This is a genomic window from Trichocoleus sp. AS-A1 (assembly GCF_039962015.1).
GTDB lineage: Bacteria > Cyanobacteriota > Cyanobacteriia > Cyanobacteriales > FACHB-T130 > FACHB-T130.
Genome location: NZ_JAMPKG010000007.1, coordinates 113,953 through 139,362, shown reverse-complemented (window position 1 = coordinate 139,362; position 25,410 = coordinate 113,953). Strand labels below are relative to the sequence as shown.

At 46.4% G+C, this 25,410-nt stretch carries 24 protein-coding genes; 16 read left to right on the top strand and 8 right to left on the bottom strand.

What is annotated here, in order from left to right:
* Positions 1 to 328 precede the first annotated feature (328 nt).
* Positions 329 to 1,828 carry a glycoside hydrolase 100 family protein gene (locus NC994_RS07700; RefSeq protein ID WP_190432495.1) on the top strand — a complete coding sequence of 500 codons (1,500 nt, stop codon included), beginning with the start codon at positions 329 to 331 and terminating at the stop codon, positions 1,826 to 1,828.
* Positions 1,829 to 1,835: 7 nt separating this feature from the next.
* Here NC994_RS07700 and NC994_RS07695 read toward each other — a convergent pair whose 3' ends face one another.
* The 4 genes from NC994_RS07695 to NC994_RS07680 form a co-directional block, all read right to left on the bottom strand.
* Positions 1,836 to 2,885, bottom strand: a complete 1,050-nt coding sequence (locus NC994_RS07695; protein WP_190432493.1) for a glycosyltransferase family 4 protein — start codon at positions 2,883 to 2,885, stop codon at positions 1,836 to 1,838.
* Positions 2,886 to 2,960: 75 nt separating this feature from the next.
* Positions 2,961 to 3,323, bottom strand: a complete 363-nt coding sequence (locus NC994_RS07690) for a hypothetical protein (RefSeq protein WP_190411615.1) — start codon at positions 3,321 to 3,323, stop codon at positions 2,961 to 2,963.
* A 164-nt stretch (positions 3,324 to 3,487) separates the two neighbouring features.
* A complete protein-coding gene (locus NC994_RS07685) occupies positions 3,488 to 3,625 on the bottom strand; it encodes a hypothetical protein (protein ID WP_190432491.1) in 138 nt (45 codons plus the stop codon).
* Positions 3,626 to 3,864: 239 nt separating this feature from the next.
* Complete coding sequence (locus NC994_RS07680) at positions 3,865 to 5,247, bottom strand: cytochrome P450 (RefSeq protein WP_190432482.1); 1,383 nt, start codon at positions 5,245 to 5,247, stop codon at positions 3,865 to 3,867.
* A gap of 290 nt (positions 5,248 to 5,537) precedes the next feature.
* Here NC994_RS07680 and NC994_RS07675 point away from each other — a divergent pair, with 290 nt between their 5' ends.
* A complete protein-coding gene (locus NC994_RS07675) occupies positions 5,538 to 6,818 on the top strand; it encodes a sodium:proton antiporter (protein WP_190427775.1) in 1,281 nt (426 codons plus the stop codon).
* Between the two features lie 46 nt (positions 6,819 to 6,864).
* Here the strand turns inward: NC994_RS07675 and mutL are convergent, their stop codons facing one another.
* Complete coding sequence (mutL, locus tag NC994_RS07670) at positions 6,865 to 8,604, bottom strand: DNA mismatch repair endonuclease MutL (protein WP_190432480.1); 1,740 nt, start codon at positions 8,602 to 8,604, stop codon at positions 6,865 to 6,867.
* A 201-nt stretch (positions 8,605 to 8,805) separates the two neighbouring features.
* Here mutL and NC994_RS07665 point away from each other — a divergent pair, with 201 nt between their 5' ends.
* Positions 8,806 to 9,339 (top strand): rhodanese-like domain-containing protein, encoded by a 534-nt coding sequence (locus tag NC994_RS07665; protein ID WP_190411620.1) that lies wholly within the window; start codon positions 8,806 to 8,808, stop codon positions 9,337 to 9,339.
* A gap of 44 nt (positions 9,340 to 9,383) precedes the next feature.
* Here NC994_RS07665 and NC994_RS07660 read toward each other — a convergent pair whose 3' ends face one another.
* Entirely contained in the window at positions 9,384 to 10,817 is a 1,434-nt protein-coding gene (locus NC994_RS07660; RefSeq protein WP_199299443.1) for a DNA cytosine methyltransferase, read from the bottom strand.
* Between the two features lie 484 nt (positions 10,818 to 11,301).
* Here NC994_RS07660 and NC994_RS07655 point away from each other — a divergent pair, with 484 nt between their 5' ends.
* The 3 genes from NC994_RS07655 (at position 11,302) to NC994_RS07645 (ending at position 13,333) form a co-directional block, all read left to right on the top strand.
* The gene (locus tag NC994_RS07655; RefSeq protein ID WP_190432608.1) at positions 11,302 to 12,735 is read left to right on the top strand and encodes a hypothetical protein; all 1,434 of its coding nucleotides are present in this window, start codon (positions 11,302 to 11,304) and stop codon (positions 12,733 to 12,735) included.
* An 87-nt stretch (positions 12,736 to 12,822) separates the two neighbouring features.
* Positions 12,823 to 13,053, top strand: a complete 231-nt coding sequence (locus tag NC994_RS07650; RefSeq protein ID WP_190429772.1) for a hypothetical protein — start codon at positions 12,823 to 12,825, stop codon at positions 13,051 to 13,053.
* 10 nt (positions 13,054 to 13,063) lie between these two features.
* Positions 13,064 to 13,333 (top strand): hypothetical protein, encoded by a 270-nt coding sequence (locus tag NC994_RS07645; RefSeq protein WP_199299434.1) that lies wholly within the window; start codon positions 13,064 to 13,066, stop codon positions 13,331 to 13,333.
* Here NC994_RS07645 and NC994_RS07640 read toward each other — a convergent pair.
* The gene (locus NC994_RS07640) at positions 13,325 to 13,966 is read right to left on the bottom strand and encodes a DUF4262 domain-containing protein (protein WP_190432476.1); all 642 of its coding nucleotides are present in this window, start codon (positions 13,964 to 13,966) and stop codon (positions 13,325 to 13,327) included. The genes NC994_RS07645 and NC994_RS07640 overlap by 9 nt on opposite strands.
* A gap of 139 nt (positions 13,967 to 14,105) precedes the next feature.
* Between NC994_RS07640 and NC994_RS07635 the strand changes: the two genes are divergently transcribed.
* The 6 genes from NC994_RS07635 to NC994_RS07610 all read left to right on the top strand — a co-directional run bounded on the left by NC994_RS07635 (position 14,106) and on the right by NC994_RS07610 (position 18,805).
* The gene (locus NC994_RS07635; protein ID WP_190432474.1) at positions 14,106 to 14,321 is read left to right on the top strand and encodes a hypothetical protein; all 216 of its coding nucleotides are present in this window, start codon (positions 14,106 to 14,108) and stop codon (positions 14,319 to 14,321) included.
* A 138-nt stretch (positions 14,322 to 14,459) separates the two neighbouring features.
* Entirely contained in the window at positions 14,460 to 15,011 is a 552-nt protein-coding gene (locus tag NC994_RS07630; RefSeq protein ID WP_190411623.1) for a hypothetical protein, read from the top strand.
* Between the two features lie 18 nt (positions 15,012 to 15,029).
* Positions 15,030 to 15,575 carry an RNA 2'-phosphotransferase gene (locus NC994_RS07625; protein ID WP_190432472.1) on the top strand — a complete coding sequence of 182 codons (546 nt, stop codon included), beginning with the start codon at positions 15,030 to 15,032 and terminating at the stop codon, positions 15,573 to 15,575.
* Between the two features lie 72 nt (positions 15,576 to 15,647).
* Entirely contained in the window at positions 15,648 to 16,856 is a 1,209-nt protein-coding gene (locus tag NC994_RS07620) for an AAA family ATPase (protein ID WP_190432469.1), read from the top strand.
* A 307-nt stretch (positions 16,857 to 17,163) separates the two neighbouring features.
* Positions 17,164 to 18,132 carry a hypothetical protein gene (locus NC994_RS07615; protein WP_190432467.1) on the top strand — a complete coding sequence of 323 codons (969 nt, stop codon included), beginning with the start codon at positions 17,164 to 17,166 and terminating at the stop codon, positions 18,130 to 18,132.
* A 31-nt stretch (positions 18,133 to 18,163) separates the two neighbouring features.
* Positions 18,164 to 18,805, top strand: coding sequence for a ThiF family adenylyltransferase (locus tag NC994_RS07610; protein ID WP_190432465.1), 642 nt, complete (start codon positions 18,164 to 18,166; stop codon positions 18,803 to 18,805).
* 406 nt (positions 18,806 to 19,211) lie between these two features.
* Here the strand turns inward: NC994_RS07610 and NC994_RS07605 are convergent, their stop codons facing one another.
* Complete coding sequence (locus NC994_RS07605; RefSeq protein ID WP_242030498.1) at positions 19,212 to 20,042, bottom strand: DUF1206 domain-containing protein; 831 nt, start codon at positions 20,040 to 20,042, stop codon at positions 19,212 to 19,214.
* 174 nt (positions 20,043 to 20,216) lie between these two features.
* Here NC994_RS07605 and rppA point away from each other — a divergent pair, with 174 nt between their 5' ends.
* From rppA to NC994_RS07585, 4 genes are all read left to right on the top strand, one after another.
* Entirely contained in the window at positions 20,217 to 20,909 is a 693-nt protein-coding gene (gene rppA, locus NC994_RS07600) for a two-component system response regulator RppA (protein ID WP_190432463.1), read from the top strand.
* A gap of 78 nt (positions 20,910 to 20,987) precedes the next feature.
* Positions 20,988 to 22,343 carry a two-component system sensor histidine kinase RppB gene (rppB, locus tag NC994_RS07595; RefSeq protein WP_190432462.1) on the top strand — a complete coding sequence of 452 codons (1,356 nt, stop codon included), beginning with the start codon at positions 20,988 to 20,990 and terminating at the stop codon, positions 22,341 to 22,343.
* Between the two features lie 250 nt (positions 22,344 to 22,593).
* Positions 22,594 to 23,310: a DUF305 domain-containing protein gene (locus tag NC994_RS07590; RefSeq protein WP_242030497.1), complete on the top strand. Its 717-nt coding sequence runs from the start codon at positions 22,594 to 22,596 to the stop codon at positions 23,308 to 23,310.
* A gap of 443 nt (positions 23,311 to 23,753) precedes the next feature.
* A complete protein-coding gene (locus NC994_RS07585) occupies positions 23,754 to 25,400 on the top strand; it encodes an efflux RND transporter periplasmic adaptor subunit (RefSeq protein ID WP_190432460.1) in 1,647 nt (548 codons plus the stop codon).
* Positions 25,401 to 25,410 lie beyond the last annotated feature (10 nt).

Below are 25,410 nucleotides of genomic sequence, written 5' to 3'. Positions count from 1 at the left end.
GAGGAGCGAGGTTTCGACAAATGTGCCCTTTTTATACTTCTACAAATCTAATCAACGATCCGCTCTATCGTTCGGAGAGAACAAAATTTCCAATTTTTTTCCAACTCTCTTACTGCGGACGGATTTTTTCTTCGCTCAACCTGGTCAATCATGCCCTTTGCGGGGATGACGGCGTTAAATGGAAATTCAACAATACACCACACCCTGCATTCTATAGTACGCTCTATTTAAGGGATTATGTTGCACAATTCTCTGGCTTAAAAGTGTCTGTGATGAAGCAGCATCTCGTATAATAGATTGCTCTAGAAATTAAGGAGGTTCGCATCTGATGGGAGTAGAGGCACTGGAAATAGAAGCATTACAAATACTGGTGGATTCGCTTATCTCTTATAAAGGACGGCTGGTTGGAACTCCAGCCGCTCATACTTATAAAAAAGATAAAAATGAAATAAATATCCCCAAAAAAGTTAGTAGAGATACGCTGAATTATGACCAAGTTTTTATTCGTGATTTTGTTCCAGTAGCACTTTTATTTTTAGTTAAAGGTGAATTTTCCGTTCAACTTGATAACAAAAAAGAGGTTACAGTCAACGGCAAGGAAATTGTCAAAAATTTTCTAGAAGTAACGTTAGAACTACACCAACAAGAAAGATCCGAAACTTTTTTGAATACGGGTCGAGTTTTAATGCCAGCTAGCTTCAAAATTATTAAGAATAAGAAGGGCAAAGAACACTTAGACCCCGATTTTGGTCAGCACGCGATCGCTAGAGTCACGCCAGTTGATTCTAGCCTCTGGTGGATTATCCTGTTGCGGGCTTATTGGAAAGCGACGGGCGACACCTCTTTAGTCCATCAAGCCGACTTCCAAGAAGGAATCAGATTAATTCTGGAACTTTGTTTTAGCGATCGCTTCGATCGAGAACCTACTCTCTTAGTTCCCGATGGAGCTTTTATGATTGACCGTCGAATGGGCATCTATGGATACCCACTAGAAATCCAAGTCCTATTCTACGCTGCCTTGCGTGCTGCTGATGAGCTACTCGACCGCAAAAATCACAACAATAAAGATATTCTCTCAGCGATAGAGAAACGATTGGGTTCTCTGGCTAACCATATTCGGACTGAGTATTGGATGGATATGGATCGTTTAAATCAAACCTATCAGTACAATGTTGAGGAATATGGGGCAACCGCTATCAACAAATACAATATCTATGCCGCATCTATTCCTTATGCTAATTTAGACGAATGGCTGCCAGAAGACGGGGGTTATTTAGTTGGAAATATTGGCCCATCGCAGATGGATTTTCGATTCTTTTCGGTTGGTAACTTGATGGCAATCGTTTGTTCCTTAGTTACCAACGATCAGTCCGAAAAAATCATGAATCTCATCGAAAAACGAGATAAAGAGCTAATTGGACAAATGCCTTTCAAAATCTGTTATCCAGCCATAGAAGACGAAGATTGGAGAATTTTGACGGGTTGCGATCCTAAAAATAGTCCTTGGTCGTATCACAATGGGGGAAGTTGGCCTGTTTTGATGTGGATGTGGGCAGCCGCCGCTCGAAAATTGGGTCAAGATTCAAAAGAAGAAGAATATATGCAGTTTGCAAAAGCAGCAATTGAAAAAGCTGGAAAACGTTTGCAAAAAGAAGATTGGCCTGAATATTATGACGGGAAAAGCGGTCACTTAATTGGTCGAGAAGCCAGAAGGCATCAAACCTGGACTTGTGCCGGGTATTTATTAGCAAAAGAATTGATGACGCCCTCTGGTTTAGATCCCTTAGAATTAATCAAATTCAAGGAAAAAACTTATGCCAAAAATTAGTAATTTGCTAGTGTTTTACTCCTTCCGGATTCCCCATTAGCGTCATTTGATAAGCTCGTTCATACTCATCCACCATCGTCTTGACGCTAAAGCGATTCAAAACGTAGTCTCGGCACGTCTGGCGGTTTAAGGTTATCGCTTGTGGAATTGCGTCAATCATTTCTTGCAGAGAGTGACAAACAAATCCACTCTTGCCATGCGCGATGACTTCTGGCACCGAACCCATCGCCATTCCAATCACAGGCGTCCCCGTTGCCATCGATTCAATCATTACCAAGCCAAATGGTTCCCGCCAGGTAATCGGGAATAGCGTCACGGTGGCACCTCCTAGTAACTGCGCCTTTTCTTCGTGAGAAACTTCACCGAGATATTGGATTTGTTCGCCATCAATCAGCGGTTTTATCTGTTCATGAAAATAAACTTTGTCTACCGGGTCAACCTTACCTGCCATTTTTAAAGGATAGCCGCTGGCACGAGCAATTTTTATTGCTCCTTCCGGACCTTTTTCTGGGGAAATACGCCCCACAAAGGCTAGATAGGGCGGTTCAATTGGTTTTTCCTGAAAGGGATATACTGCTGGGTCGATGCCGTTGTAGACCGTATGGATGTAATTTAAACCGAGTCGGGGTTCTCTCTGAGCTTCACTGATACTGATATAAGGCTCCCATGCAAATTGCCGGAATATTTTCTCATTATCTGGCGTGAAAATGCCGTGTGTTGTGTGTACGGTCGGCGTCTTCACAAAAGGCGTATAGGGCAGAGCTGCATAGCCGACATGGGAGTGAATAATATCAAAGTGATGCGCCTGTTGATAGACCTGAGAGAGCATCATTAGCTCATAAACTCCAGGCTCTTTAATCTTTGAATCTAAGCGCAGCGCTTGGTTATGCACTGACTTCATCTGAGCTTTTGTAATCGAGTCTCCAGAGGCGAATAATGTTACCTGATGACCGCGCCGAACTAATTCATCAGTTAGTAAACTGACAATGAGTTCAATCCCGCCGTAGCGAAAAGGTGGCACTCGTTCCCATAGCGGTGCAATTTGGGCAATTCTCATAAGAAAAACTGGAAGATGACAATCTTCAAAATCTTAGCTTAGTTTGCTCTGTTTAGAAACTAGATGTTTTCACCGTTAGCGATATTTGTTGCGAATCACATTGCGGATACTCCAGTAAAAGTTACTCCACTCTTCTACGAAGGTTTTAAGCATGAGAAAAGCGAAACATATAATTCCTACTGTAATCGCAGCGGCTTTTAAAAGGCTTATCTGGGCACCCGCTATTTTAAATATTCCAGCACAGACTAGAGCAATGATTCCTCCAATTATTATGGATTTTACAGTTTTAAAAACAATAACGATAATCACCATAAATATAGATTCTAATCCTGAAAACAAGACATTTATCGCTTTAACTAACTCATTTCCATAACTTAAAAGTAACCAACTACTAATCCCTAAACCTGCACAAATTAGAATAATGTTAAGTATTATCATTATTTTGCCCTGATTAGTTCTTAACTAAAGATACTATGCTTCAACAAATCTGAGAATGAAGAAAACACTTAAAAGTTCCAGATTTTAACCAGCCTTTAGCTAAAAATACATAGAAATTGAGCATTTACTTCACCATATTTACAAAATCGTTGTTTTTCTCAATCTTAAACCAGAGGCATCGCTATCTTGGTAGCGATCGCCTCTAGGCGTCCTGACTTGAAAAATTGCTGCATCCTGTAGAGGCGGGGCCTTCCCGCCGCTGCTGAGGATTGCAAGAGGACATGGGAAAAAAGATTTGGCACCAAGATTTGCATATTTTAAGCCCATGACCTTTTCATTAGAAGATAGGACTGAAGGCAGAAGGAATCAATAAAAGTCAGAAGTGTGCAAATTTACTAGAGATTCTCACAAGCCATTTTTGCAGTGTATAGAGTCTTTTGAGATATCTTCAGTCGTACCTGTTAGTTTTCCAAGCGTTTCTTGTAAATTCTGATTGGACTGGCTAAAGCTCAAACTCAATGACAATTGAGCGAGCAGTCATTTATGCAGAAGTAGAAAGGGGCTGATGTGTTTGAGTATTCTGGGGACGCTGACTGGTGATAAGCATCTGCATCGTTGCCGGGGGTGCTAAGGTAACGCCACGACGGACAGGTTTAACCGGACGTTGATCGGTGAGAGCTAGTTGATAACGCGAAAGCATCTTTGCCAGTACCAGCTTCATTTCAAACAAGGCAAATGCCATCCCGATACAACGACGATTGCTACCACCAAAGGGCAAATATTCATAGGGAGAAAATTGCCGTTCCAAAAAGCGCTCAGGCTTGAAAGAATTTGCTTGGGGGTAAATATCCTCACGGTGATGAACCAGATAAATACAGGCAGCAAGCGGTGTACCGGCATCAAATTGATAGCCCATCAGTTGCACTGGCGATCGCGTAATTCGACCAAAAGTAAATATCGCCACTGGATAAATTCGCAACGTTTCCGAGCAAACAGCGTTGAGGTAGGGAAGTTTAGAAATGGCGCTGACATCTGAAACATCCCCAACACTATTCAGTTCCTGGAGAAGCTTGTCATGTACCTCTGGCTGACGGTGTATCCAATACAATGCCCAAGCGATCGCTGAAGCAGTGGTTTCGTGACCCGCCAACAGGAAGGTCATTAACTCATCGCGCAATTCTTCATCCGTCATTGGTTGCCCGTCCGTATCCCGCGCAGACATCAACAGCGTAAGAATATCTGTGCGATCTGGATCGAATTGCTCCCGGCGTTGCTGAATCTCATCGTAAATGAGTCGGTCAATTTGCTGCCGTCGGCGAAGAAATTTTCCCCAAGGACTCCAAGAACCCAAATCTCGTTGGAGTGATGGAAAAAAGAGGACGGCGGATGAGAGGGGAGAACTCACAGCATCCAGCATCGAAGTAAGGAGTCCCTTGAGTTCCTGGAAACGCTGACCCTCATTGATGCCAAAGACAGCGCCTAAGATGGTTTCCAGAGAAATCTCTTGCGCGGCGGCACGAATTAGGAAGGGTTTGCCAATCGTCAGCCGATTCATGACTTCCTCGGTAATGTCACAAATCAACTTGCCGTAAGCTCGCATTCGTTCCCCATGAAAGGGGGGAGTCAATAGCTGTCGCTGGCGCTGGTGGCGATCGCCATCTAGTAATATCAGAGATTGGTCGCCCAGCAAAGGTTGTAAAATCTTATTCCCACTACCGCTGTTAAATTGTCTGGGATCTGCCGTTAACAGCTCCTGAATTCCTTGCGGATTGCTAATGAGTACATACGGGGGAAAGCCACCCCAGCGAGCTGTGAAGCAGTCACCATAAGCTTTAACAGACGTTTCTAGGTACTGCACGGGCTGGGAAATCCATTGGAGTAGTTGCAGGAATTGCGGCGTCTGCGGCCCATCAGGCAGTGTCATAGCGTTTTTCCTTTTATTTTTTCCTTTTATCGATCGCAAAACTAAGCTAGCAGAGGCAGCGATGCGATCGCTGTAATCTGGAGCGAAAACCTTCCACTAGAAAACCTTCCACTACAGGATAATTTGGCGTCAGGGTTTAGAGGCTTTTCAGGAGTGCGATCCTCAGCCTTCAGTCGTAAAAGTGGATCGATCGCATTTTGTCTAAAATCTAGCCCGGTGATGATTTGGGGTCTTCGGCAAGTCAGTAGAGTTCAGAGGGTACTGTTTTCAACTATGCGATCGCTAAATGTATGCTCCAAGTCCTATTCCCTCCTGTATCTATCTATATTCTTGACCTGTTGGTGATTGGTCTACTCCTGCTGATGGTTACTTTGGGATCGGGCTGGATTAAACGATTACCCCTCTCCTATGCCATCATTTACCTGCTCGTGGGTATCGGATTAGGGCAATACGGGCTTAAGTTAATTCAGATACGACCAGACGCCGAATTTCTGGAACGACTAACGGAATTTGTGGTGATTGTCTCCGTCTTTAACTGCGGTCTAAAGATGAATCGCCCACTCAGATTAAGGTCGTGGAACACAACAGTGCGGTTGATTGGATTTCTGATGCCGATTTCAATTTTTGCGATCGCTGCGGTTGGTCATTGGTTTTTAAAAATGGATTGGGGACCAGCGATTTTACTCGGTGCCATTCTCGCGCCAACCGATCCAGTCTTGGCTTCAGAAGTTCAGATGGGAGATCTAAAAGATAAAGATGAGCTGCGCTTTGGTTTAACTTCGGAAGGGGGTTTAAACGATGCGCTAGCTTTTCCGTTTGTTTATTTCGGGATTCACTCCTTAAAAGATAGCAACTGGGACAACTGGTTTAAACAATGGGTAGCGGTTGATTTACTTTGGGCGATCGCAGCGGGCATCGTCATGGGAATTATCGCGGCAAAAATGGTTGTTTTGGTTGACCAGCAACTGCAACGTTTCCGCCAGGTCGATGAGTTGATGGAGGATTTTGTTGCTCTCAGTACGATTTTAATTACCTATGCTTTGACAGAAATTGTTAACGGCTACGGCTTTTTGGCAGTTTTTGTGGCTGGAGTTGTCGTTCAGCGGAGTTACCACGATCCCGAAAAGAAAATTTCGCAATTTGAATTCACCGAACAAGTTGAGAAACTACTGGAAGTCGCAACAATTTTGATCTTAGGAACGCTATTGCGGTATGAGCCGATTCGCCAGTTTGGTGGTCAGGGTCTCTTGGTAGCAGTCTTGTTGATTTTTTTGATTCGACCTCTTGGAGTTTGGATTAGCTTTCTCGGTCGTCGCTACCCCTCTGAAACCCGCTTTTTGTTTGGCTGGTTTGGCATTCGTGGCGTTGGTTCTTTATATTATCTTTCCTATGCTTTTGGCGAAGGTTTAAAAGATACTTTGGGCGAACAAATTGCCTGGATTACTTACATCGTCATCGTGATTTCTGTATTTTTGCATGGGATTAGTGCTACTCCTTTGATGAATTGGTACGAACACAATATCAAGAGAGAAGGGAGGAAAAAGAAACAAAAGGTTACTGCTGATTCTTGATAATTGAGTAAGGACACGGCAATTCCGTGTCCTTACTCAATTATTTCTAAATCCCATGACTTTTGCCAATTACCCAATGACGGCGAAAGAAACGCGAAAGCGTTGATTCTTCTAAGGACAAATAAATTGGACGACCGTGGGGACAGGTGCGAGGATGACGAGTTCGCTGCCATTGTTCTAAGAGAGTTTGCATCTGGAGCAAGCCGAGAGGAGTCCCGTTGCGGATGGCGGTGCGGCAGGCGATCGCTACTTGAGCGGTTTGCAAATCTCCACCCAAGCTGAGTTCCACTAGGGCGTCTGCACAATCTTCTCGTTCTCGTAAGGGTGCGGGTGCCGTGCGAATCGCCCAGAGTTGTTCGCCAAAAGGTTCTATATCTAGGTTGATCTGTTCGAGTTGCTGGATCTGAGCAGGAGAAAGATGATTCAAGATGACGGGGGGTTCTAGGGGGACGAGTTGCCAAGCTTGGCACAACTGCTCGTACAAAACCCGTTCGTGGGCAATGTGCTGCTCCACCAACCACACCCCAGCCGGATGCTCTGCCAGAATGTAGGTGTTGTGAACCTGGGCAACGGCTCGGAGTTCCATCAATCCGATCTCATCCGTTTTCTTTGCCTGACTATCGGTTGGGTGCGATTGCAGGGAACGATTGACGCTGTAGGCACTTTTCGCTTCTGCTGCTTTGATGAGGCGGCTGACTCGCTCTGGGGTTTTTTCCAAAATCGTCCCCACATTCAGACGCAAGGCTTGCTCAATCGCTGATGTCACCTGTTCTTGCCAGTAATTGAGCTGGTTTAAGTAAATTTCGGCTTTGGCGGGATGGCGGTTCCAGTCTATTTGACTGGCACAGATGAAAAGATGGAGAAAACAAATCGGGTAGCGATCGCGCGGGAGAGTCCGCATTAAAGCGCCCAGGATCGTTTGCTCTAGTTCCGGCGACTTTACGTGCCGTCCATTCATCGCCACTCGTACCCAATCGGGACGGCGGCGATGGCATCTGTCTGGCAAGCCGAGTACCACCGTCAGGGTTGAGTTTTGAGTGGAGTTGGATTCTCCGCCGCTTCCAGGCGCGTCTGTTCCTGCTTTTTCTGGAAGGGTTGGCACTTTCACTGTCAGATGCTGCAAATCACTCGGTCGGATTTCCCGGAGAATTTGAGGCAAAATCTGTTGCGCTGTCTTCCCAGGACTAATGGTGAACCATTGGCGGTCATTTTGCTGAACCTGCCAGGTGACATGAGGATGACAAAGGGCGATTTGCTGAATCGTCGCTTGCACTCCTCTGAGTTGTTGGGCGACGGAAGGCATTCCCTGACGCCGTGCCAACCAGTTGCCAAACAGATTAGAGACGGTGACAACCGTACCGGGAGCGATCGCTACAGTTTCCACCTGCACGAATTCCCCGACTGAGTTATAAACCACGCGCCAACCCTCACAACTTCCCGCAGAACGACTAAAAATTTCCAATTCTGCTAAAGCTGCCAAACTGTGCAACGCCTCTCCCCGAAATCCCAGACTGCTAATTTTCCACAAGTCTTCTAAGTCGCGGATTTTGCTAGTGCTGTGGGCAGTTGCAGCTTGTTTCAGGTCTACCAAATCCATGCCGCAGCCATTGTCTGCGACTCGTACCCGCCACTGTTCCGGCGATAGGCAAATGCTGATGCGCGTTGCACCAGCGTCAAGGGCATTTTCCGCTAATTCCCGCACCACAGCCGCCAAAGAGTCAATAACCTCTCCAGCTGCGATTAAATTTACTACCTCTGTCGGTAGAGTTTGAATACTAGACACCATGAGATCCAGTTTAGTTTAGGCGAGAGTTGCTGTTTATTTGCCGCAATTTTGCCGAAAATATTTGTCAATTGGGATAGGAATTCTAACACTTTACTCTGCCTAAAGAAGGATTATTTAAATGTTCTTTCTCCAGAAAGAGAAGTTAAATATCAAATTTTGATTAAATTTCCATTGAAGAGATCAATTACTTAGAGTTTTTTTATGAGTGACATTCAAAACAACATTGAAGGCGCTAAAGACAAAGCCGTAAGTGGCGTTGAAAGCGCTAGTGCCAAGGTTCAAGACACCATTTCTAAGGCAAAAGAAGCCCTTCCAGATATTACTCCCACCCCACCGGGAATGAAAACGCAGTCCAGCGTGAATGACCTGAAATCCCGTCTGGAATGGGGCGAGCCAGCTTTAACAATTCTCGATGTGCGCGAGCGCGGTGCCTTCAACGAAGGCCACATCATGGGAGCCATGTCCATGCCGATGGATGAATTAGTAGAGCGTGCGAAAACTAGCCTTCGTCCCGCCCGCGATATCTACGTCTATGGCGACAGCGACACCGAAACCTCTCGCGCAGCTTCCGAACTTCGCTCGGCTGGATTCCAGTCCGTGGCTGAACTCAAAGGCGGTTTTCCTGCATGGAAAGCGATCGCGGGTCCTACAGAAGGGGCTGCTGAATCCCAAAATCCTCCAGGAGCACCGGGATACAATCCTGTCTCTGCAACCAAGAGTCAGGTACAAAAGTAGATTTAGCGATTTGTCAGTCGTCAGTTCTCAGTAGTGGGTTGCAATCAACCATGACGATTGACGCTTATCCAATAGTGAGCCGCGTCCCACGGGTTAAACCTCACTAGCTCGATATCACCCAAATTTATCGGCTGTTGTGGCATGGGTGGTCTGATCCCTAAGGCAGCAATAACTTGATACCCGACGGCTCTTGCCAGTTTTGGCGGCACGGCGTTTCCAATTTGTCGAAACCCGTGCCATTTTGTTGTGTGGAAGCGGAACCAGTCCGGAAAAGAGTGCAGTCGCGCCGCCTCGCGGACTGAAATCACTCTGGGATAAGTTGGATGAATCGGACGGGGAGAGGTGTAGCGACCGCCTCCAGAACCCGTACCGGCGCGTAAGGTATGAGACAGCGTATCCCAATTCAACCGTCGAAAGCGACTCACCGATTCTAGCTGTCCGGGCACTGTTTTCTCGAACCGTTCAATCGAAGCTACCGTGTGTTGGGTTCGCAGAGAGCTAGTCAACAGATGAGGATTGACTAGCCGGGGATAGGCGAAATTATTCGGTTCGGGTGCAATCCCCATTAAGTGCTGTGCATAGATGCTGGCTAATGTCTCCATCTGCTCTAGTTGTCGCTGCTGTAGCAAGACTTCATCAGTTGTCAGGAGTTCGGGAAAATCATCTAGGTTGGGGAGATCGGCGATCGCATCCTTCACGGTCACTCGAAAGGATAAAGAGTGCAGGCTCAAAGGATTCTTCTTTTTGCCTCTTTTCTTTGGCAAGGAAGTCTTTGGCAAGGAAATATCGGGGAATAAAGTATCGGAGAATGAAGTATCGGGGAAGGTTGTCTTAACGCCTTTACCTGCGACAAAACCTGCGACAACAGGATAAGACAAAGGCACCTCCCCGGCACGAGTTCCTAATAAAAATAGCCTTTTCCGATTCTGCGGCACCCCAAAATCCGCCGCATTTAATACCTGCACGGGTTCGGTGATGTGGTACTCAACGGATTTAAACGCGCTCTTGAGCTGTTCGAGATAAATCGCGTGTTCTTTCTGAGCAATACCGGGTACGTTCTCCATCAGAAAGTAACGGGGTTGCAGTTCAATGACTAATCGACAGAAATGCAACACCAAATCGTTGCGCTCATCGTCGAGACGCCGCTTGCCCATTAAAGAGAACCCTTGGCAAGGGGGTCCCCCAATTGCTAAATCGATTTCACCATTCCAAGCGGGTGCGGGTGGGGAAACCCCGCTGCTACCCTTGTGCAATGCCCATCTCTGTAACGCTTTTCTAATCGCTTCAGCGGATAGCGTCCTGGCATCGGCACACAAAACCTGGGTATGGGGAAAGTTAAAGGCGTGAACGGCTGCGTGAACGGGGTCAACTTCAACTGCCACCGCTACATCAAACCCAGCCTGCTCAATCCCTAAAGAAAATCCACCCGCACCCGCAAATAAATCGACCGCAACCGGACGGCGATAGAAATGAACCATCCCCATACAGGTGTTCTGACTTGGTAGAGAATTTGTATTCTATCGTCAGTCTCTAAAGCGCAAAAATTTTTTTCCAGTCTCTTGACGGTATTGTATTACTTTTGTAGTATATAGAAGTATCTGATTTTGAAGCCATCTGCCAGTAGCCGTGGAAGCGAAACCGACGCTTTTAAGCGACGGGATTTTATCTCAAAGAGCAGACGGCACTTATATTTTTCTGCTCCGCGCCCAGATGAGTGAAGCATACACACCTAGGGTTCTGGTTGTCGTGGGTTCAAATCCCATTCTCTCCAATTGGAGATGTAGCTCAGTGGTAGAGCACCAGAAAAAGTGAAACGGCTTTGCCGACTTGCGCGGAGCTTATAATTTCCAATTCTTCAAGCGTTCGCCCCGTATCCAAACCGAGAAAGCTTACATACTTATTTCCAAAGTAACCAAGAGCTTTCTCAACTTGTACGGGGTGACTTATATCGAGGTGATTCCTGTGGAAACAGCCGAGCGCGACTTGCGTTTAGATATGTTAAATAGTCTGCTAACCACGCCTCACCGGGAGCTAGAGAAGGTGAGTGAAGTTCACAGGACGATGGTGGAAAGCGACCCCATCTTCTACGGACATTTAGCAGTCTGGTATCAGCGCAACGGGGATGTCCGCGACCACAAAGAGGTATTTGTGGGGAGTCTGCTAAGCAGTAGCTTAGGGGAACACCGCGATGCTGGTTATGTGCTTTTGCAAGAGTTTCCGCCATATCAAGTTGCGCGGATTGTAGACTTCTTGAAGCAACACCGGGGTAAGTTGCCGCGTTCTACTCGGACTGCGGTGCGGCGCTATCTGAAGGAACGGGAGAAAAATCCTGTATTCTTCGATCGGGCAGCGCTCCGGGCACGGAGTGCGATGAAGCACCTGTATGCTAGCTTGCATATTAAACCGAGCGATCGCGCGGATGCAGTGTTATTCAAGGACAACCCGCCAGAAGATAGTTTAGCCTTTGCGCTAAAGCTGATGGCGATCGCATCTTCACCCTTAGAGCAAGCGCAACTGATTGTAGAACACAAAATTCCCTACACAGTTGCCGTGGGAGCCATCAAACAAATGACCCCCACCGTGCTAGTCGCGCTGATTAACTCCATGACACCACAAGAGGTAATTAACAACCTCCAGTCGCTCCAAACGCGCGGTGCGATGGGAAACCCCCAGGTAAAAGCACTCATCGACGAGAAATTGGAGAAAGCGCAAGGAGATATCCGAGTAGCAGCTTTAAAAGCGCGTGTAGCAGCAGATGCGGCAGAATTAGACGCCGATACCGCTGCACGGTTAGAGCGGGTCATGGACGAACAGGTAAAAAAGCGTGGCAAAATTGCTAAACCGACTGCCTTATTAGTTGATAAATCTAGCTCGATGGAAAGCGCCATCGAAGTCGGAAAGCGCATCGCCGCTCTAATTTCCGGCATGGCGGCGGCAGATTTATTCGTCTACGCTTTCGACACCATGCCTTACCCCGTCAAAGCGACTGGGAACCAGTTGAGTGACTGGGAACGGGCATTCCAGCACATCAAAGCAAACGGTGCTACCAGCATCGGTTGCGGGTTGGAAGCAATGCGCCTGAGAAAGCAACTGGTTGAGCAAATCATCCTGGTGACGGACGGAGGAGAAAATAAAGCTCCCTACTTTGTGGAAACTTTCGACGCCTACAAGCGCGATCTCAAAGTAGAGCCAAGCGTCCTCATCGTCAAAGTAGGTTATTCCTACGATTGGTTAGAGCGCAAGTTACAGGAAAAACAGGCGCAGATAGATACTTTCACCTTTGCGGGTGATTACTACTCGTTGCCGAACTTGATGCCACTTTTATCTCGTCCTTCGCGTCTAGAGTTGCTGATGGAAATTCTGGAGACACCTTTGCCAGTCCGGGATGACAAGTAGGGGTAGGTTTTAAAAAACTTACCCTGACAAAAAAAAGTAGGGTGGGCAGTGCCCACCCTACGCTGGACTGCATAGGTTTCGCTATCGGTGAAATATATCAACGATAAATGTAGATTTGCCGCTAGTGGCAAATCCTTGCCAAAAATATATTCATCCCAAAAAGATGCCATGAGCGAAATACAGACAGCGTACAAAGTGGTAGCCCTTGCCGTATGGCAAATTGCTGGCGAAGAGCATCCCGATGATTTAGCAATATTAAAACGAATTTTTCGCGTTAAAGCAAAGGGAAAAAGAATTCAGACTTATTTCAAATTTTAATAAATTTGTCATGAGCATTTTTAAAGTAGAAATAGTCAAAATTAATAGCGCCAATCCTCACCCAAATGCAGACAGATTAGACATTTGCACGTTTGAAGGGATGGCGTATCAGGTTATTACCGCCAAGGGTAATTTCAAATATGGGGATTTGGCGTTCTACTTTCCGATTGATAGTATTATTTCCGAAAAGTTTGTAGATGAATTGAGGATTCGTCCTTATTACTCTAAAAAACTACGGGCAGTTACGGCTATACCAAGCAAACCCTACAACTCAGGTTAGCAAGGGTTGAGCTTGAATTGGGCGGAACCCTTCTTCCCAAGGCCAGCGGTATTCTTTGTCTTGCCAAATCATCTGGATAACAGGATAGTGGAGACCTCCGTTAAACCAAGAAGCCCAGCAGGTGTATTCTGTTTTTGCCTTGTTACTACAAAGTTTAAATTGGAGCTGATAACCGTCGGCAAGTACGCCATCCAAAGGAGTATCCAGAGGTGGGGCATTCCCCTCGGCAATTTCCTGAGCGTATTCGTTAATCAGTCCCCCTGAAACGCGATTAGGAAGCCCTACACATAAGATTTCTGGGTGTTGAAAGTTATACCAAAGTCCAATTGAGTATGTGAACTCTGGTTCGTCATCTTCTTCATTTGGATAAACGCCCATCAAGTGGCAATTATGTGGACTGTACAAAACATTATCGATTACAGATCCTTCGGGGGTATCTTCAATTGTTGTTATTGCCGACATCCAAACATCAGGGGCAATTTCTTTCCCTTGAGCATCGTTAAACAAGGCAGCGGCTTGAACAAATCCGTTATTAATCAAGGCATCCGCCAGGAATGATGTGGCTTTGACCCGTTCTCCAGCGACCAGATATGTTTGTAGGGTTTCTAGCGCTTTCTCTCTACTGAGTGTCATAGTGTCTATTTTTGAAATGGAGTCACGCTGACTTAGGATGGAGGATTGCAGATTGTAGAAGTGTCAGCTCAGGTATAAGTTTAGCTGACTTGTTTTTAGCTATTTCATCGCGGATGACAAATCTAACTTCTACGAGCAGATGCAGCTATCTTACAGAGAAATTGCTTGGTGGATACGCCTTTGCGCGATCGCTAGAGCCAAAACTGGATTGGTACAGAAGAGCGATCGCGTCTTGTCTCTGTTCAAAACTGCGATCGCTACCTCCTCGGCAAAGACGGTACTGAGTTGCATTAGCCAAATATCAAACTCATTGCACGGTAATGCAGTAGGGGCACACGCCTGTGCGCCCCTATGATTGGGAAAATAGAAACGATCGGGAATCTGCCACAACCATCCTGTAGTACCTTATAATACAAATATTCAATTTCCCTTTCTTCTTTCCCACTCAGGACTCAAGAGGCGATTCATCGCGTCTCTACACATTTAGCCCTCAATGCCGCTTTTTGTAAAAAGTCGCCGCACATCCCTAGATACTTTGCGTAAACGCTATGATGCAGCAACGATTCTCGACGTAACTTCTCGCAGTACCGAACCTTGGGTTCGCTTTAGCCCTTTTTATCCGCATGGTGGAATTCCCGTTCCTTTTTCCCCAGGACACTTCAGCTATACCGTTGAAGGAATTTGGCAAGGATTAAAAGTTTTTGAGTCTGCGGATGTAGATCCGGGCAAACTAGCGATCGCTAATATGAAAGGGATCAAGCGCACGACACAAACTTTCGGCAAGGTTCTAGGGCATCGTGCAGGCTTAACCGGAGACAAATTATTGTCCTATGTAGAAGCGCGTCGTGCCATCTACCTACCATCGTATAAATGGGTACTAGAGAACCGCCTTCAGAACCTACTTGCGGAACTCAAACAGCTAAGTGCAGACCAAACAGTATTGTTATTAGATTATGAAACAAACTGCGATTTAGACGATTTATCGAGTCCTTTATCCCACGCAGGATTGGTCAAGCGATATTTAGAAGATGACTGGTATTGTTAAGCTAAAAAGAGCGACTTAATGAATAATTCTCGCTTAGTTAAAATTAGCAAATATCTCAGCAAGCATCTTCGGCATACTCCTGAAGCCATTGGTCTTGAACTTGCACCTGGTGGCTGGGTTGCTGTCGATGAACTTCTAAAAGCGTGTGCAGATCGTTCTTTTATGCTTACTCGTGCTGAACTTGATGAAGTTGTTGCTAAAAATGACAAAAAACGCTTTTCTTTTGACTCAACAGGTACCTTAATTCGGGCGAATCAAGGACATAGTACAGAAGTTGATTTGCAGCTAGAAGCCGTTGTTCCTCCAGATGTATTATACCACGGTACAGGACAGGGTACAGTCGAATCAATTTTGAGTACAGGACTGTGTAAAATGTTGCGGCACCACGTTCATCTATCGAAGGATATTTCCACCGCAAAAACTGTCGGCGCACGACATGGTCGTCCAGTAGTTTTTGCTGTAGATGCGGCGGCGATGCACAAAGCAGGATATGAATTTTACTGTTCTGAAAATGGGGTTTGGTTGGTGGATCGCGTTCCAGCCGAATACTTGCAACAAATTTAATGGCAGCTTGGAAAAATAACTGAGCGCATTACTTTCTCATCATTCCATCACAAAGCAAGAAGAACTGAAACTATGGGATCGGGATATTTCGGAAACGACGAAAGCAATCCAGGCAACAAAAACCCGCAAGCTAAAGGCTTATTAGGTGCAGGTTGGCGACCCTTAACTCGGCAGATAGACTGGGGATTTCTTTGGCATTTAGTATTTAACGATTCCAAAGAGCTAAGCCAGAAAACTTTGGGTTTAGCCAGCGATATTGCTGATGCAATGGGTCGCAACGAATATACTTGGTGGGCAAATATTTTAAATGTATTTTCTGAAAGTACGCGATATGAAGTTGATGAATTCTGGAATTATATTACCCCAGATCCTCCAACTCCAGATTATCGCTTCCAAGACGTTTTAAGTGTTGATTCGCCTGTGATTCAATTTGTCAGTCGTAACAGCATTCCCATTGAACACGTCCTCAACCGGCTACAGGAAATAACGATTTTCAAAATTCTGGAATTATTGGGTCGTCCAGATATGATTACCCAGTATTATCTAGATCGATATTTTTATTTTCCGGTAGATCGATTTGTTAACTGGGAACGTCTCGATATTATTAACACGGTTTATGCCTATTGGCCTCAACAGCAAGCTTGGCTAGAAATTGAAAATTTAGATCGGGGACGGCGACGCTATACCCTAATGGCGAAGGAACTAGCGCCACTGATTAATAAAGCAACTTTTAATCTTGCAGTGATGCTGAGTGGCTACCAAAGTCGTGTAGGAAAAATTCACGGCGAATTTCCAATTCGGTCGTTTCCCGCTGACATTCAAAGTTTTACCGATACGGTACAGCAGGCAATTCTCGACCAAAGTCAGTTGGCGGTTCTCGTCCACGGAGATCCGGGTACGGGGAAAACTGCTTGGACGCAAGCTGTAGCACAAGAAATTCTCGCGCCTCTCGGATATGTGATTTTTATTCTGGATCACGATGCGGTTGAGAATTTTGTGCCGCCAAGTTACTTAGAGCGAATTTGTCTAATTATCAACGAAGCGGATAATTTAGCCAAAAATCGCGCTTCTGAAGCTGCTCAAAATAATAATAAGACGGAGCATATTTTGAGCTTACTGGATGGAACATTGTATCAAAGCGTAATTGATGATTCGGGAATTCATACGAAGCAAAAGTTAGTGGTTTTGATGACTTGCAATACAACTGAAAGATTAGATCCAGCCGTTTTACGCAAAGGAAGAGTTGATTTCACTTATGAATTTGCTCACCGATTTGTGTAAGGTTAGATAAATGAAGATACAAGGTTGTTATTTAACCACAAATAAACAAAGAAAGAAGAAGAGACATATATGTATTCTATTTAACTGGCGGCATAAGCTTTGCTGAACAACGGCAGACGGAAAAGGCAATAGTGTTATGTTAATTTAAACACCCATTTTGTAGGCTGGATTGAGGTAACGAAACTCAGCATCATCCTGGGAATATCGGTTTTCGCCGCTCAATCAAACCTACAGTTGCCCGCAGTCAGCCTTATCACTATTTACAAAAAAAATTAACTAAGCCAAACATCTTAATCAAGGCAATATCATGACAGATATTCGCAACCTCCTTAACCAAATTGCTGCACAGGAAGTGCAATTGCGCGATACTCAGTTTCTCGCACCATGCGTAGGTGGGGGGAAAGTACGCGCTTCTGTAGCGGGGATGGTTTATACCTTTAAACCGCAGCCACAAGACTTTGAAGGATGGGGCATTTTTCAGCCGATAAATGAGAAAAAGGCTGAAATGGTGGATGAAGCAAACTTGCCGCAGGTGGCGGAATATCTGCGACTGTTGAAGCCGTTGCGCCTGCGTCTGGCTTATGTGTTGCAAGGACAAACGTGGCTGGCGTACCCTGTCAACGAATCTGATATGCAGCAGCGCTTAGGTATTGCTAAGCCAGTGCCGGTGTATTTAGTGACCGAGGGGGCAGCATTTGAGCCGGCGATCGCGCGTTGGGATGGCAGCGCTTGGTGGTTTGATGAACTGGATCGACGTGCCGATCCTCTGGTGGCGGAACAACTCAGAGAACAATTGAGGAATGGGACGGAAACGGAAAACCTTCGCTTTGCGGGGATGACGCCAGAGATGCGTACCGTCTATGACTTGGCGTTACAGCAGACAGAAGAATATCAACGCCGAAGGCAGCAACAACTTGAAGAAGAACGCTTGCGCCAGCAGCGACGGGATACAAGACGCCAGCAGCAAGCACAGCGCCCATACAGACACTACCAAGAGGTACGGCAAGATCCGTATCGGCGGGCGATGTCAGGTGATGAAAGCCGCGTGCGCGATGCCTTGGGGATGGGTGGTGGCGAACTCGAAGATGTGCGCGATCGCGGTGATTTTTGGCAAGTCGAGTGGATGACTCGCAGCGGTGAACGTCACATCTCTGCAATTGACAAGCGCGATCTGACAGTAATAAGTTCTGGGATTTGCCTAAGCGGACGCGATCGCGATTTCGACTTGCAATCCCTCGTTGGCGTTATCGAAGCGCGAGATAACTGGGACTTTTGAATTAGTCATTAGTCATTAGCAATTAGCAAAAATGTCTATCTTCTTTCACGAACAACTCCACAGAACATCCGCACTGATGGCGAAGCTGAAAGACTTCCCGGTGACGGTGTGCGGTGCGGGAGCGCTGGGGGCGAATATTACCGAAAATCTGGCACGTTCTGGCTTCGGTAAGCTGGTGGTTATCGATCGCGATCGCATTGAGGAACGCAACCTCTCCACTCAGCCTTATTACCGCTCAGATGTTGGCGCTTACAAAGCTAAAATTCTCACCAATACCCTCTATCGTGCCTTGGGTGTTGCCGTTGATGGGCGTCCGAAAGAATTAACATCAGCAAACGCTGCCCAATTGCTCAGCGGTAGTACGCTTGTTATTGATACTTTTGATAACAGCATCAGCCGTCAAATTGTTAAAGATTGTTGCACAGCAGCAAATATTCCTTGTCTGCACGTTGGCTTAGCTTCCGATTATGCTGAAATTATCTGGAACGAAGTTTACCGCGTTCCTTCACCAGCAAACGATGATGTTTGCGAATACCCGCTAGCGCGGAATTTAGTAATGTTAGCTGTTGCTGTAGCGAGTGAAGTAATTATTAATTTTGTCGCCACTGGTAATCGGGAAAGTTTTACAGTGACGCTAGGAGATTTTGCCGTCAAAGCATTTGATAAGTTTTGAATTTTGAATTTTACAGTGCAGATATTTTACCGATGGTTAAGAAGTGAGAAAATAAGCCTGAAAAATAGCGTTAGTTAACCTCTATTAACCAGAGAAAGCGCAGCTTTTCTGATTCGGTGCGTTACTAATTTTTCAGCTCCTAGAGCAATCAGGAAACCCCCTCCAAGGCAAGCAGCTTTTGAGAGATTTCCACTCTCAAGAACGAATCCAGAAATTGCTGCTACCACTCCTAAAACAACATATAACTGGAGTAGCCAAAGGGGTTGAAGCTTAAGATCCTTCAGTAACAACTCATCATGCTTGTTGAGCATAGGACTTAGAAATATCTGAAGTTAGGAAAATACCTAACTATCTATTCAACCACCATAAAGCCTATTTTTGCTACTACCTCTGCATTAAAAATTGACTATCTGCTAGCAAAATGGCGGTATCGAGCTTCTACAAAATTATAAATACCGTAAGCGATTAAACCAAGCGCCACAGTTCCTAACAACCAAGGGCCAAAAGGTTGTTGTGCCAGTGTTGCTAGCGCCCCACCTAGTCCCTGAACTTGGTTAGCGTCAGACAGACGCCCCGCTTGAAGCAGAAATAAGCCAGTAATGGAAAAGACAACACCACGGGCAGCAATCCCAAATCTGCCCGCAAAGGTCGCCCATTTCTCCTCTTTTTCGCTCATCTGGTTGACTTTCCACTTTTTGCGGAATTTCGCTTTATAGGCTCTGTAAAATTGATAGAAGCCCATGCCGATGACAGCGGCTCCCACAATTCCAACTAGAAATTGACCGAAGGGCTGCGCTAACAAGCGTGCTGTCCAGTCCTGGGAGGAATTACTATTACCGCCGCCTCCCGAACCCATGATCAGCTTAATCGCACTCCAGGCTAAACCAGCATAGATTAAGCCGCTGCCAACCGCTCCCAGGCGCGATGCAAGACCTTTGGCATCGGTGCCTTTGTTTTCCGGATCGGCGATCGCTTCCACGAAACGCCACAACACGTAACCAAGCAAACCCAAAGCAACGATTGCCAGCAAGAATTTCCCAAAAGGCTGTGTCACAATCGTCACCAGCGCACCCTCTGTATCGGTGGTTCTGCCGCCTGCACCAAACGCTGCCTGCGCCGCTAGCACTCCCACCGTAGCGTAAACTACCCCTCTCGCCCCAAAGCCCAAACGTGCCAGTCTTTCCACCCATGTAGATGCATTATCTGGTGTCATCGGTTGGTTTGGTCTAGTCTGCATTTTTTTTTCTGCGTGGGAGCAGGTAAATTGTGGTTTGCTACCAATTTTGTAGCAATATTTACTCTTATCTACATCTACCAAAGTGCTTAAAATACTGCTGTAGAGGCGCAATTTCTTTGCCCCTACAGAGTGCTACCTTGCTGATGTGTAGCAAATCGAAGAAAAAAGGGGATTATGCGGGTTCTCCTAGTTGAAGATGAGCCAGATTTAGGGGCGGCAATTAAGCGAACTCTCAGTCAAGAAGCGTATGTGGTTGATTGGGTTTTGGATGGCACGCAAGCATGGGAATTTTTAGAAACCCAGTGGACGCAATATACGCTAGCTATTTTTGACTGGTTACTGCCAGGATTATCAGGGATTGAGTTATGTCAGCGACTGCGGGGGAAAAACAATCCTCTGCCGGTTTTGATGTTAACTGCTAAAGATCGCATGGAAGATAAGGTGGCTGGATTAGATGCTGGTGCAGATGACTATTTGGTGAAGCCGTTTGGGATGGCGGAACTGTTGGCACGATTACGCGCATTACAAAGGCGATCGCCTCAGCTTCATCCCCAACACCTACAAGTAGGAAACCTGACTTTAGATTATGGCACTCATACGGTTTGGTATCAGAATACTTTGGATGATAAACAAATCATTCCTCTGACTAGCAAGGAATTTCAATTGCTGGAATATTTGATGAAGCATCCTAACCAAATTCTTACCCGCGATCAGTTGCTAAATCAGCTTTGGGAATTTAGTGCAGAACCGATGAGTAATGTGGTAGCCGCGCAGATGCGATTGCTGCGGCGTAAATTAGCGGCTTTTGGATGCGATCGCTTTATCGAAACTGTTTACGGTATCGGCTATCGTTTGAATAGCTATTAGTCATGGTTCATTGGTTTTTAGCAAATAGATAATAACTAATAAGATTTCCCAATTACCAATTACCAATTACCAATTAACGTGAATGAAAACAAACTATTTCAACTAACTCGTTGGCGGCTGGCAGGTTGGTATGCAGGCGTCATGGGAGTGATTTTAAGCTTGTGTGGCGTTGCGGTTTATGAAGCGATCGCGCGTGCGAATTGGGTTGCCCTCGACCGAGAATTAGAATCTGTTGCCGGTACGCTTCACGACAGTATTGAGCCGATTTTGCAGCAACCGGGACGCCTGGAACCTGCTATCCAACAACTGTTGCCGGATATTTGTTTGCTTGGGGAAAAATGCGTTAGTCAGATAGAAAATCCGACTCGGCACACTTTGGGGGCAATTCACCAAGGCGACTACTACGTGCGGCTGCTAGAGAATTCGGGACGCCCAGTTGCCTTGGCAGGACTTCAGCCAGTGGGATTGCTAGCGGCAGATAAAGGCGATCGCGTTTCTACACCCCAATTGTGGCAAATCCTCCAGAATCGCCAAGGCACCCGCTTTCATCAAATTTCTCTATCGCTGCATACCGAAGACAATCGCCCTTGGGGATACCTTCAGGTGGGGCGAAGTCTCAAAGAACTGGACGATCATCTGACTGCCCTAAAATTTATTCTCTTACTGGGGTTGCCGATGGCAATGATTGTCGTTGCCGGTTCCAGTTGGTGGTTGGCTGGGCTAGCGATGCAACCGATTTATCAATCCTATGGGCAAATTCAACAATTCACAGCCGATGCTGCCCATGAGTTACGGACGCCCTTAGCGGCAATTCAAGCAACCGTTGAATCAACGCTGAGAATGAATCAACTAAGCGAACTAGAAGCGCGAGACACTCTAAAAACCATTGAACGGCAAAATTATCGCCTATCTGAATTGGTTCGGGATTTATTGCTACTCTCCCGTATGGATCGGCAAGCTTTGTCAATTAAATATCGTCCCGCCTGCCTCAACGATCTCGTCAGCGACGTTGCAGAAGAATTGTCAGCACTAACGCTCGCTGCCGATTTGACGCTTTCTATAGATATTCGCACGCCGGAACCTTTGCACGTCAACGGTGACGAAGAACAGCTGTATCGCCTAATTTTTAACTTGGTGGTGAATGCCATCCAATACACGCCCGCTGGGGGTCAGGTGGCGGTGATTTTAGAGAGCAGCACCCAAGCACTAATTTTTATAAAAGATACTGGCGTTGGCATTGCACTCCCAGAGCAGACGCGGATTTTTGACCGCTTTTATCGGATAAATAGCGATCGCGCTCGACACACTGGCGGTTCTGGATTGGGGTTATCAATCGCCAAAGCGATCGCCACTGCCCACAACGGTAGCATCGACGTTCAGAGCGAATTGGGCAAAGGCAGCACGTTTACAATCAGACTGCCCTTGCATCATTAAATACACTGCTGCATTTCTTGGCTAATTCGATTTTGACTTAAGTTAACCGTCATTGGACGTACTTTTGTTGGCGTTAACTTTAAGAATGAGGAAGGCGCGATCGCGTCTATCTAATTAAATGCTTTAAATTTCTTCCTAACGACCTATCAGGATTTCATCCTAATTTCATTTTTTTGTAAAACACTGAGAAATACCTACTGCTTTCTTGAACTAACTTACAGAGCAGGAGCGAGGATAGTCAAATAAATTGATGCCCCTATCTATGCAAATTAATTCTTTTAAAAATGGTTTTTTGGCTGTCACCCTGGTAGCGATCGCCTCCATGACTGGCGGATTTCTGACAGCTTGTTCTAGTGGCTCTCAAAACCAAGCCCAAGCCCCAACCGCCTCCCCATCAGATGCTGGCGGCATGGAACACATGGAACACAGGGGACACGGAAGCGGCATGAATCATAGCATGGCAATGGATTTAGGGCCAGCCGATGCTAACTACGAGCTGCGGTTTCTCGACGGGATGACCGTGCATCATCAAGGTGCAGTGATGATGGCAAAAGAAGCCCAACAAAAATCGAAACGTCCTGAAATTAAACAGCTAGCAGACAAGATTATCCAAGATCAAAACAAAGAAATTAATCAAATGAAACAGTGGCGGCAGGCATGGTATCCCCAAGCCAGCAAACAGCCGGTTGCTTACGGAGGTGTAGACAAATCCGTAGTTCCCATGTCAGAAAATCAACGCCAAAGCATGATGATGTCTGGGGATATGGGCGCTGCTGATGCTGAGTTCGATCTGCGCTTTCTTAATGGGATGATTGCTCACCATGAAGGTGCTTTAACAATGGCTGAAGATGCACTGAATAAGTCGAAGCGTCCCGAAATTAAACAATTGTCCCAACAAATTATCACTTCTCAAAAAGCAGAAATTGAGAAAATGCAGCAGTGGCGACAAGCTTGGTACAAAAAGTAATTGAGATTAATTGAAAGTAGGAACCGCCTACAAAATAGTACCGATAGACAGGACAGGGAAAACTAAAAACTCATATTGGGCAGGATTTTATTGGGCAGAATTTTACCCTTCCTGCGAACGGGGCTACCGCGATCGCGCAAGTCGGCAGATCTCCCCTCCCCAAACCCTTCTCCGATGCGGAGACGGGCTTTTTCCCTGACAGGGGAGGGGTTGGGGAGAAGTTAACAATCATAAGTATTGCGCGGTAAGTGAACGGGGAGGGTTGGGGAGAGGTTCCTGATTTCATCCTAATTTCATTCTTTTGTGCAAACTTAATATCTAGATGGTGGTTTAACGCTGTTGCGGTCAGTATTGCTGGCTATTTCGGCAGTAGGTAAGTGCCCTTGCTAGAGGGCTGGAATAAAACCTCGCTATCCCATCCAAACGCAAGGAACCCCTTAGTTATGCTTTTTTTTGCTTCCAAGCCATCTAAGGCACGCGATCGCTTATTTGGGACACTCCTGAGCCTAGTCCTACTGGCTGCACCAACCTCGGTTCTCGCCCATGCTGGACATGGGGACGAGTTTCATGGAGAAACCGAAGCCAGTCAGGGAACTCCACAGGGAATTCAAGTGGATGCCCAAACAGCAAAACGGATGGGAATCGAGGTAAAATCAGTCTCTCAACAACGGCTGGGTTTTGGCATTAAAACCACGGGTCAAATTGAAACTTTGCCCAGCCAAAAAGCGGAAGTCACAGCACCCACTCCAGGGAAAATCGTTGAGCTTCTAGTGGAACCCGGTGCAGTAGTGCAAGCAGGCAAAGTCGTCGCTGTCATCGCCGCACCCGACTTAGTAGAACTGCGCGTAGGTTCCCAGGAAAAACGAGCTGAAGCCGAAGCGGATCTGCAACAGGCGCAAGCAGATTTAAAGCTAGCTCAAGAAAATTATCAGCAATACTCGCAGATAGCCGCCTCAGACATTCAGCAAGCTCGCACTGAACTAGCAGTCGCTCAAGAACAGTATGAACGCGATCGCGAGTTGGAGCGTGCAGGAGCGTTGCCACGTCGCCAAATGCTGGAGTCTCTTGCTCACCTGGCAGAAGCCAAAACGCAATTGACCAAAGCAACCAGCCGTCGGGAAGTGCTGGAAGCCGAAGCGCAACTCAAACGCGCCAAATCGGCTGTAAAAGTCGCAAATTCCCGGATTCGCCTGAGTAATACCGCTTATCAGACGCGGCTGCAACAACTGGGAACCCGCGCCAATGACAAAGGGTTGGTGACGGTAACAGCTCCCATTTCTGGCACCGTTGCCGACCGGGAAATTACCCTCGGTCAATCGGTGGAGGAGGCGGGGGCAAAGCTGATGACCATCCTGAATAATAATCGGGTGTGGGCTACGGCGAGTATCTACGAAAAAGATTTAAATAAGGTAAAAATTGGGCAACGAGTTAGGGTGAAGGTTGCCAGCTTGCCGAATCGCACCTTCACAGGCAAGATTGCGGTGATTGGCTCGGTTGTAGAAGGGGAAACGCGAGTCGTGCCAGTCAAAGCTGAACTGGATAACCCTGGCGGACAGTTGAAGCCGGGGATGTTTGCAGAATTGGAAGTGTTAACCAACCAAACTCCCGCGCCTATCTTAGTCATTCCGACTTCAGCCGTGGTGGAAACCAATGGCAGGCAGCGAGTTTACGTGCAAAATGGTACCGCCTTTGAGCCAGTTGAAGTCACCTTGGGACGAACTGTGGGGGATGTAGTTGAAGTCAAGGGAAGTTTGTTTGAGGGCGATCGCATTGTCACCCAAGGCGCAATTCAACTGTATGCCCAATCCTTACGCGGCGGCAGCTCAGAAGGCAAAAGCGAAGAGAAACAGCCTTTAATTCCAAACTCAGACGCGATTAATCGGGTTTCTGCCATTCAAAACTCACTTCCTTGGTTGTGGGTTTTGCCAGCCGGGGGAGCGATCGCATTCGTTGCCTTTTGGTTAGGACGCCGCACTCAGTCGCGCCGGGTGCCTAAAACCTTAGAGGCGTTGCCTTCAATACCTTTACCCCACGAATCAGAAATTGTTAATGACTCGGCAAGCAAACAGGAAAAAGTAAAAAGTCAATAATTCTCTTTCT

Excerpts from the sequence above, each read along its gene's own strand:
- NC994_RS07675 (WP_190427775.1), top strand. The coding sequence starts at position 5,538 with ATGCTCCAAGTCCTATTCCCTCCTGTATCTATCTATATTCTTGACCTG.
- NC994_RS07700 (WP_190432495.1), top strand. The coding sequence starts at position 329 with ATGGGAGTAGAGGCACTGGAAATAGAAGCATTACAAATACTGGTGGAT.
- NC994_RS07610 (WP_190432465.1), top strand. The coding sequence starts at position 18,164 with ATGTCTATCTTCTTTCACGAACAACTCCACAGAACATCCGCACTGATG.
- NC994_RS07660 (WP_199299443.1), bottom strand. The coding sequence starts at position 10,817 with ATGGTTCATTTCTATCGCCGTCCGGTTGCGGTCGATTTATTTGCGGGT.
- mutL (WP_190432480.1), bottom strand. The coding sequence starts at position 8,604 with ATGGTGTCTAGTATTCAAACTCTACCGACAGAGGTAGTAAATTTAATC.
- NC994_RS07630 (WP_190411623.1), top strand. The coding sequence starts at position 14,460 with ATGCCGCTTTTTGTAAAAAGTCGCCGCACATCCCTAGATACTTTGCGT.
- NC994_RS07620 (WP_190432469.1), top strand. The coding sequence starts at position 15,648 with ATGGGATCGGGATATTTCGGAAACGACGAAAGCAATCCAGGCAACAAA.
- NC994_RS07615 (WP_190432467.1), top strand. The coding sequence starts at position 17,164 with ATGACAGATATTCGCAACCTCCTTAACCAAATTGCTGCACAGGAAGTG.
- NC994_RS07665 (WP_190411620.1), top strand. The coding sequence starts at position 8,806 with ATGAGTGACATTCAAAACAACATTGAAGGCGCTAAAGACAAAGCCGTA.
- NC994_RS07585 (WP_190432460.1), top strand. The coding sequence starts at position 23,754 with ATGCTTTTTTTTGCTTCCAAGCCATCTAAGGCACGCGATCGCTTATTT.
- NC994_RS07605 (WP_242030498.1), bottom strand. The coding sequence starts at position 20,042 with ATGCAGACTAGACCAAACCAACCGATGACACCAGATAATGCATCTACA.
- NC994_RS07680 (WP_190432482.1), bottom strand. The coding sequence starts at position 5,247 with ATGACACTGCCTGATGGGCCGCAGACGCCGCAATTCCTGCAACTACTC.
- NC994_RS07640 (WP_190432476.1), bottom strand. The coding sequence starts at position 13,966 with ATGACACTCAGTAGAGAGAAAGCGCTAGAAACCCTACAAACATATCTG.
- NC994_RS07645 (WP_199299434.1), top strand. The coding sequence starts at position 13,064 with ATGAGCATTTTTAAAGTAGAAATAGTCAAAATTAATAGCGCCAATCCT.
- rppA (WP_190432463.1), top strand. The coding sequence starts at position 20,217 with ATGCGGGTTCTCCTAGTTGAAGATGAGCCAGATTTAGGGGCGGCAATT.
- NC994_RS07690 (WP_190411615.1), bottom strand. The coding sequence starts at position 3,323 with ATGATAATACTTAACATTATTCTAATTTGTGCAGGTTTAGGGATTAGT.
- NC994_RS07695 (WP_190432493.1), bottom strand. The coding sequence starts at position 2,885 with ATGAGAATTGCCCAAATTGCACCGCTATGGGAACGAGTGCCACCTTTT.
- NC994_RS07625 (WP_190432472.1), top strand. The coding sequence starts at position 15,030 with ATGAATAATTCTCGCTTAGTTAAAATTAGCAAATATCTCAGCAAGCAT.
- NC994_RS07590 (WP_242030497.1), top strand. The coding sequence starts at position 22,594 with ATGCCCCTATCTATGCAAATTAATTCTTTTAAAAATGGTTTTTTGGCT.
- NC994_RS07635 (WP_190432474.1), top strand. The coding sequence starts at position 14,106 with ATGCAGCTATCTTACAGAGAAATTGCTTGGTGGATACGCCTTTGCGCG.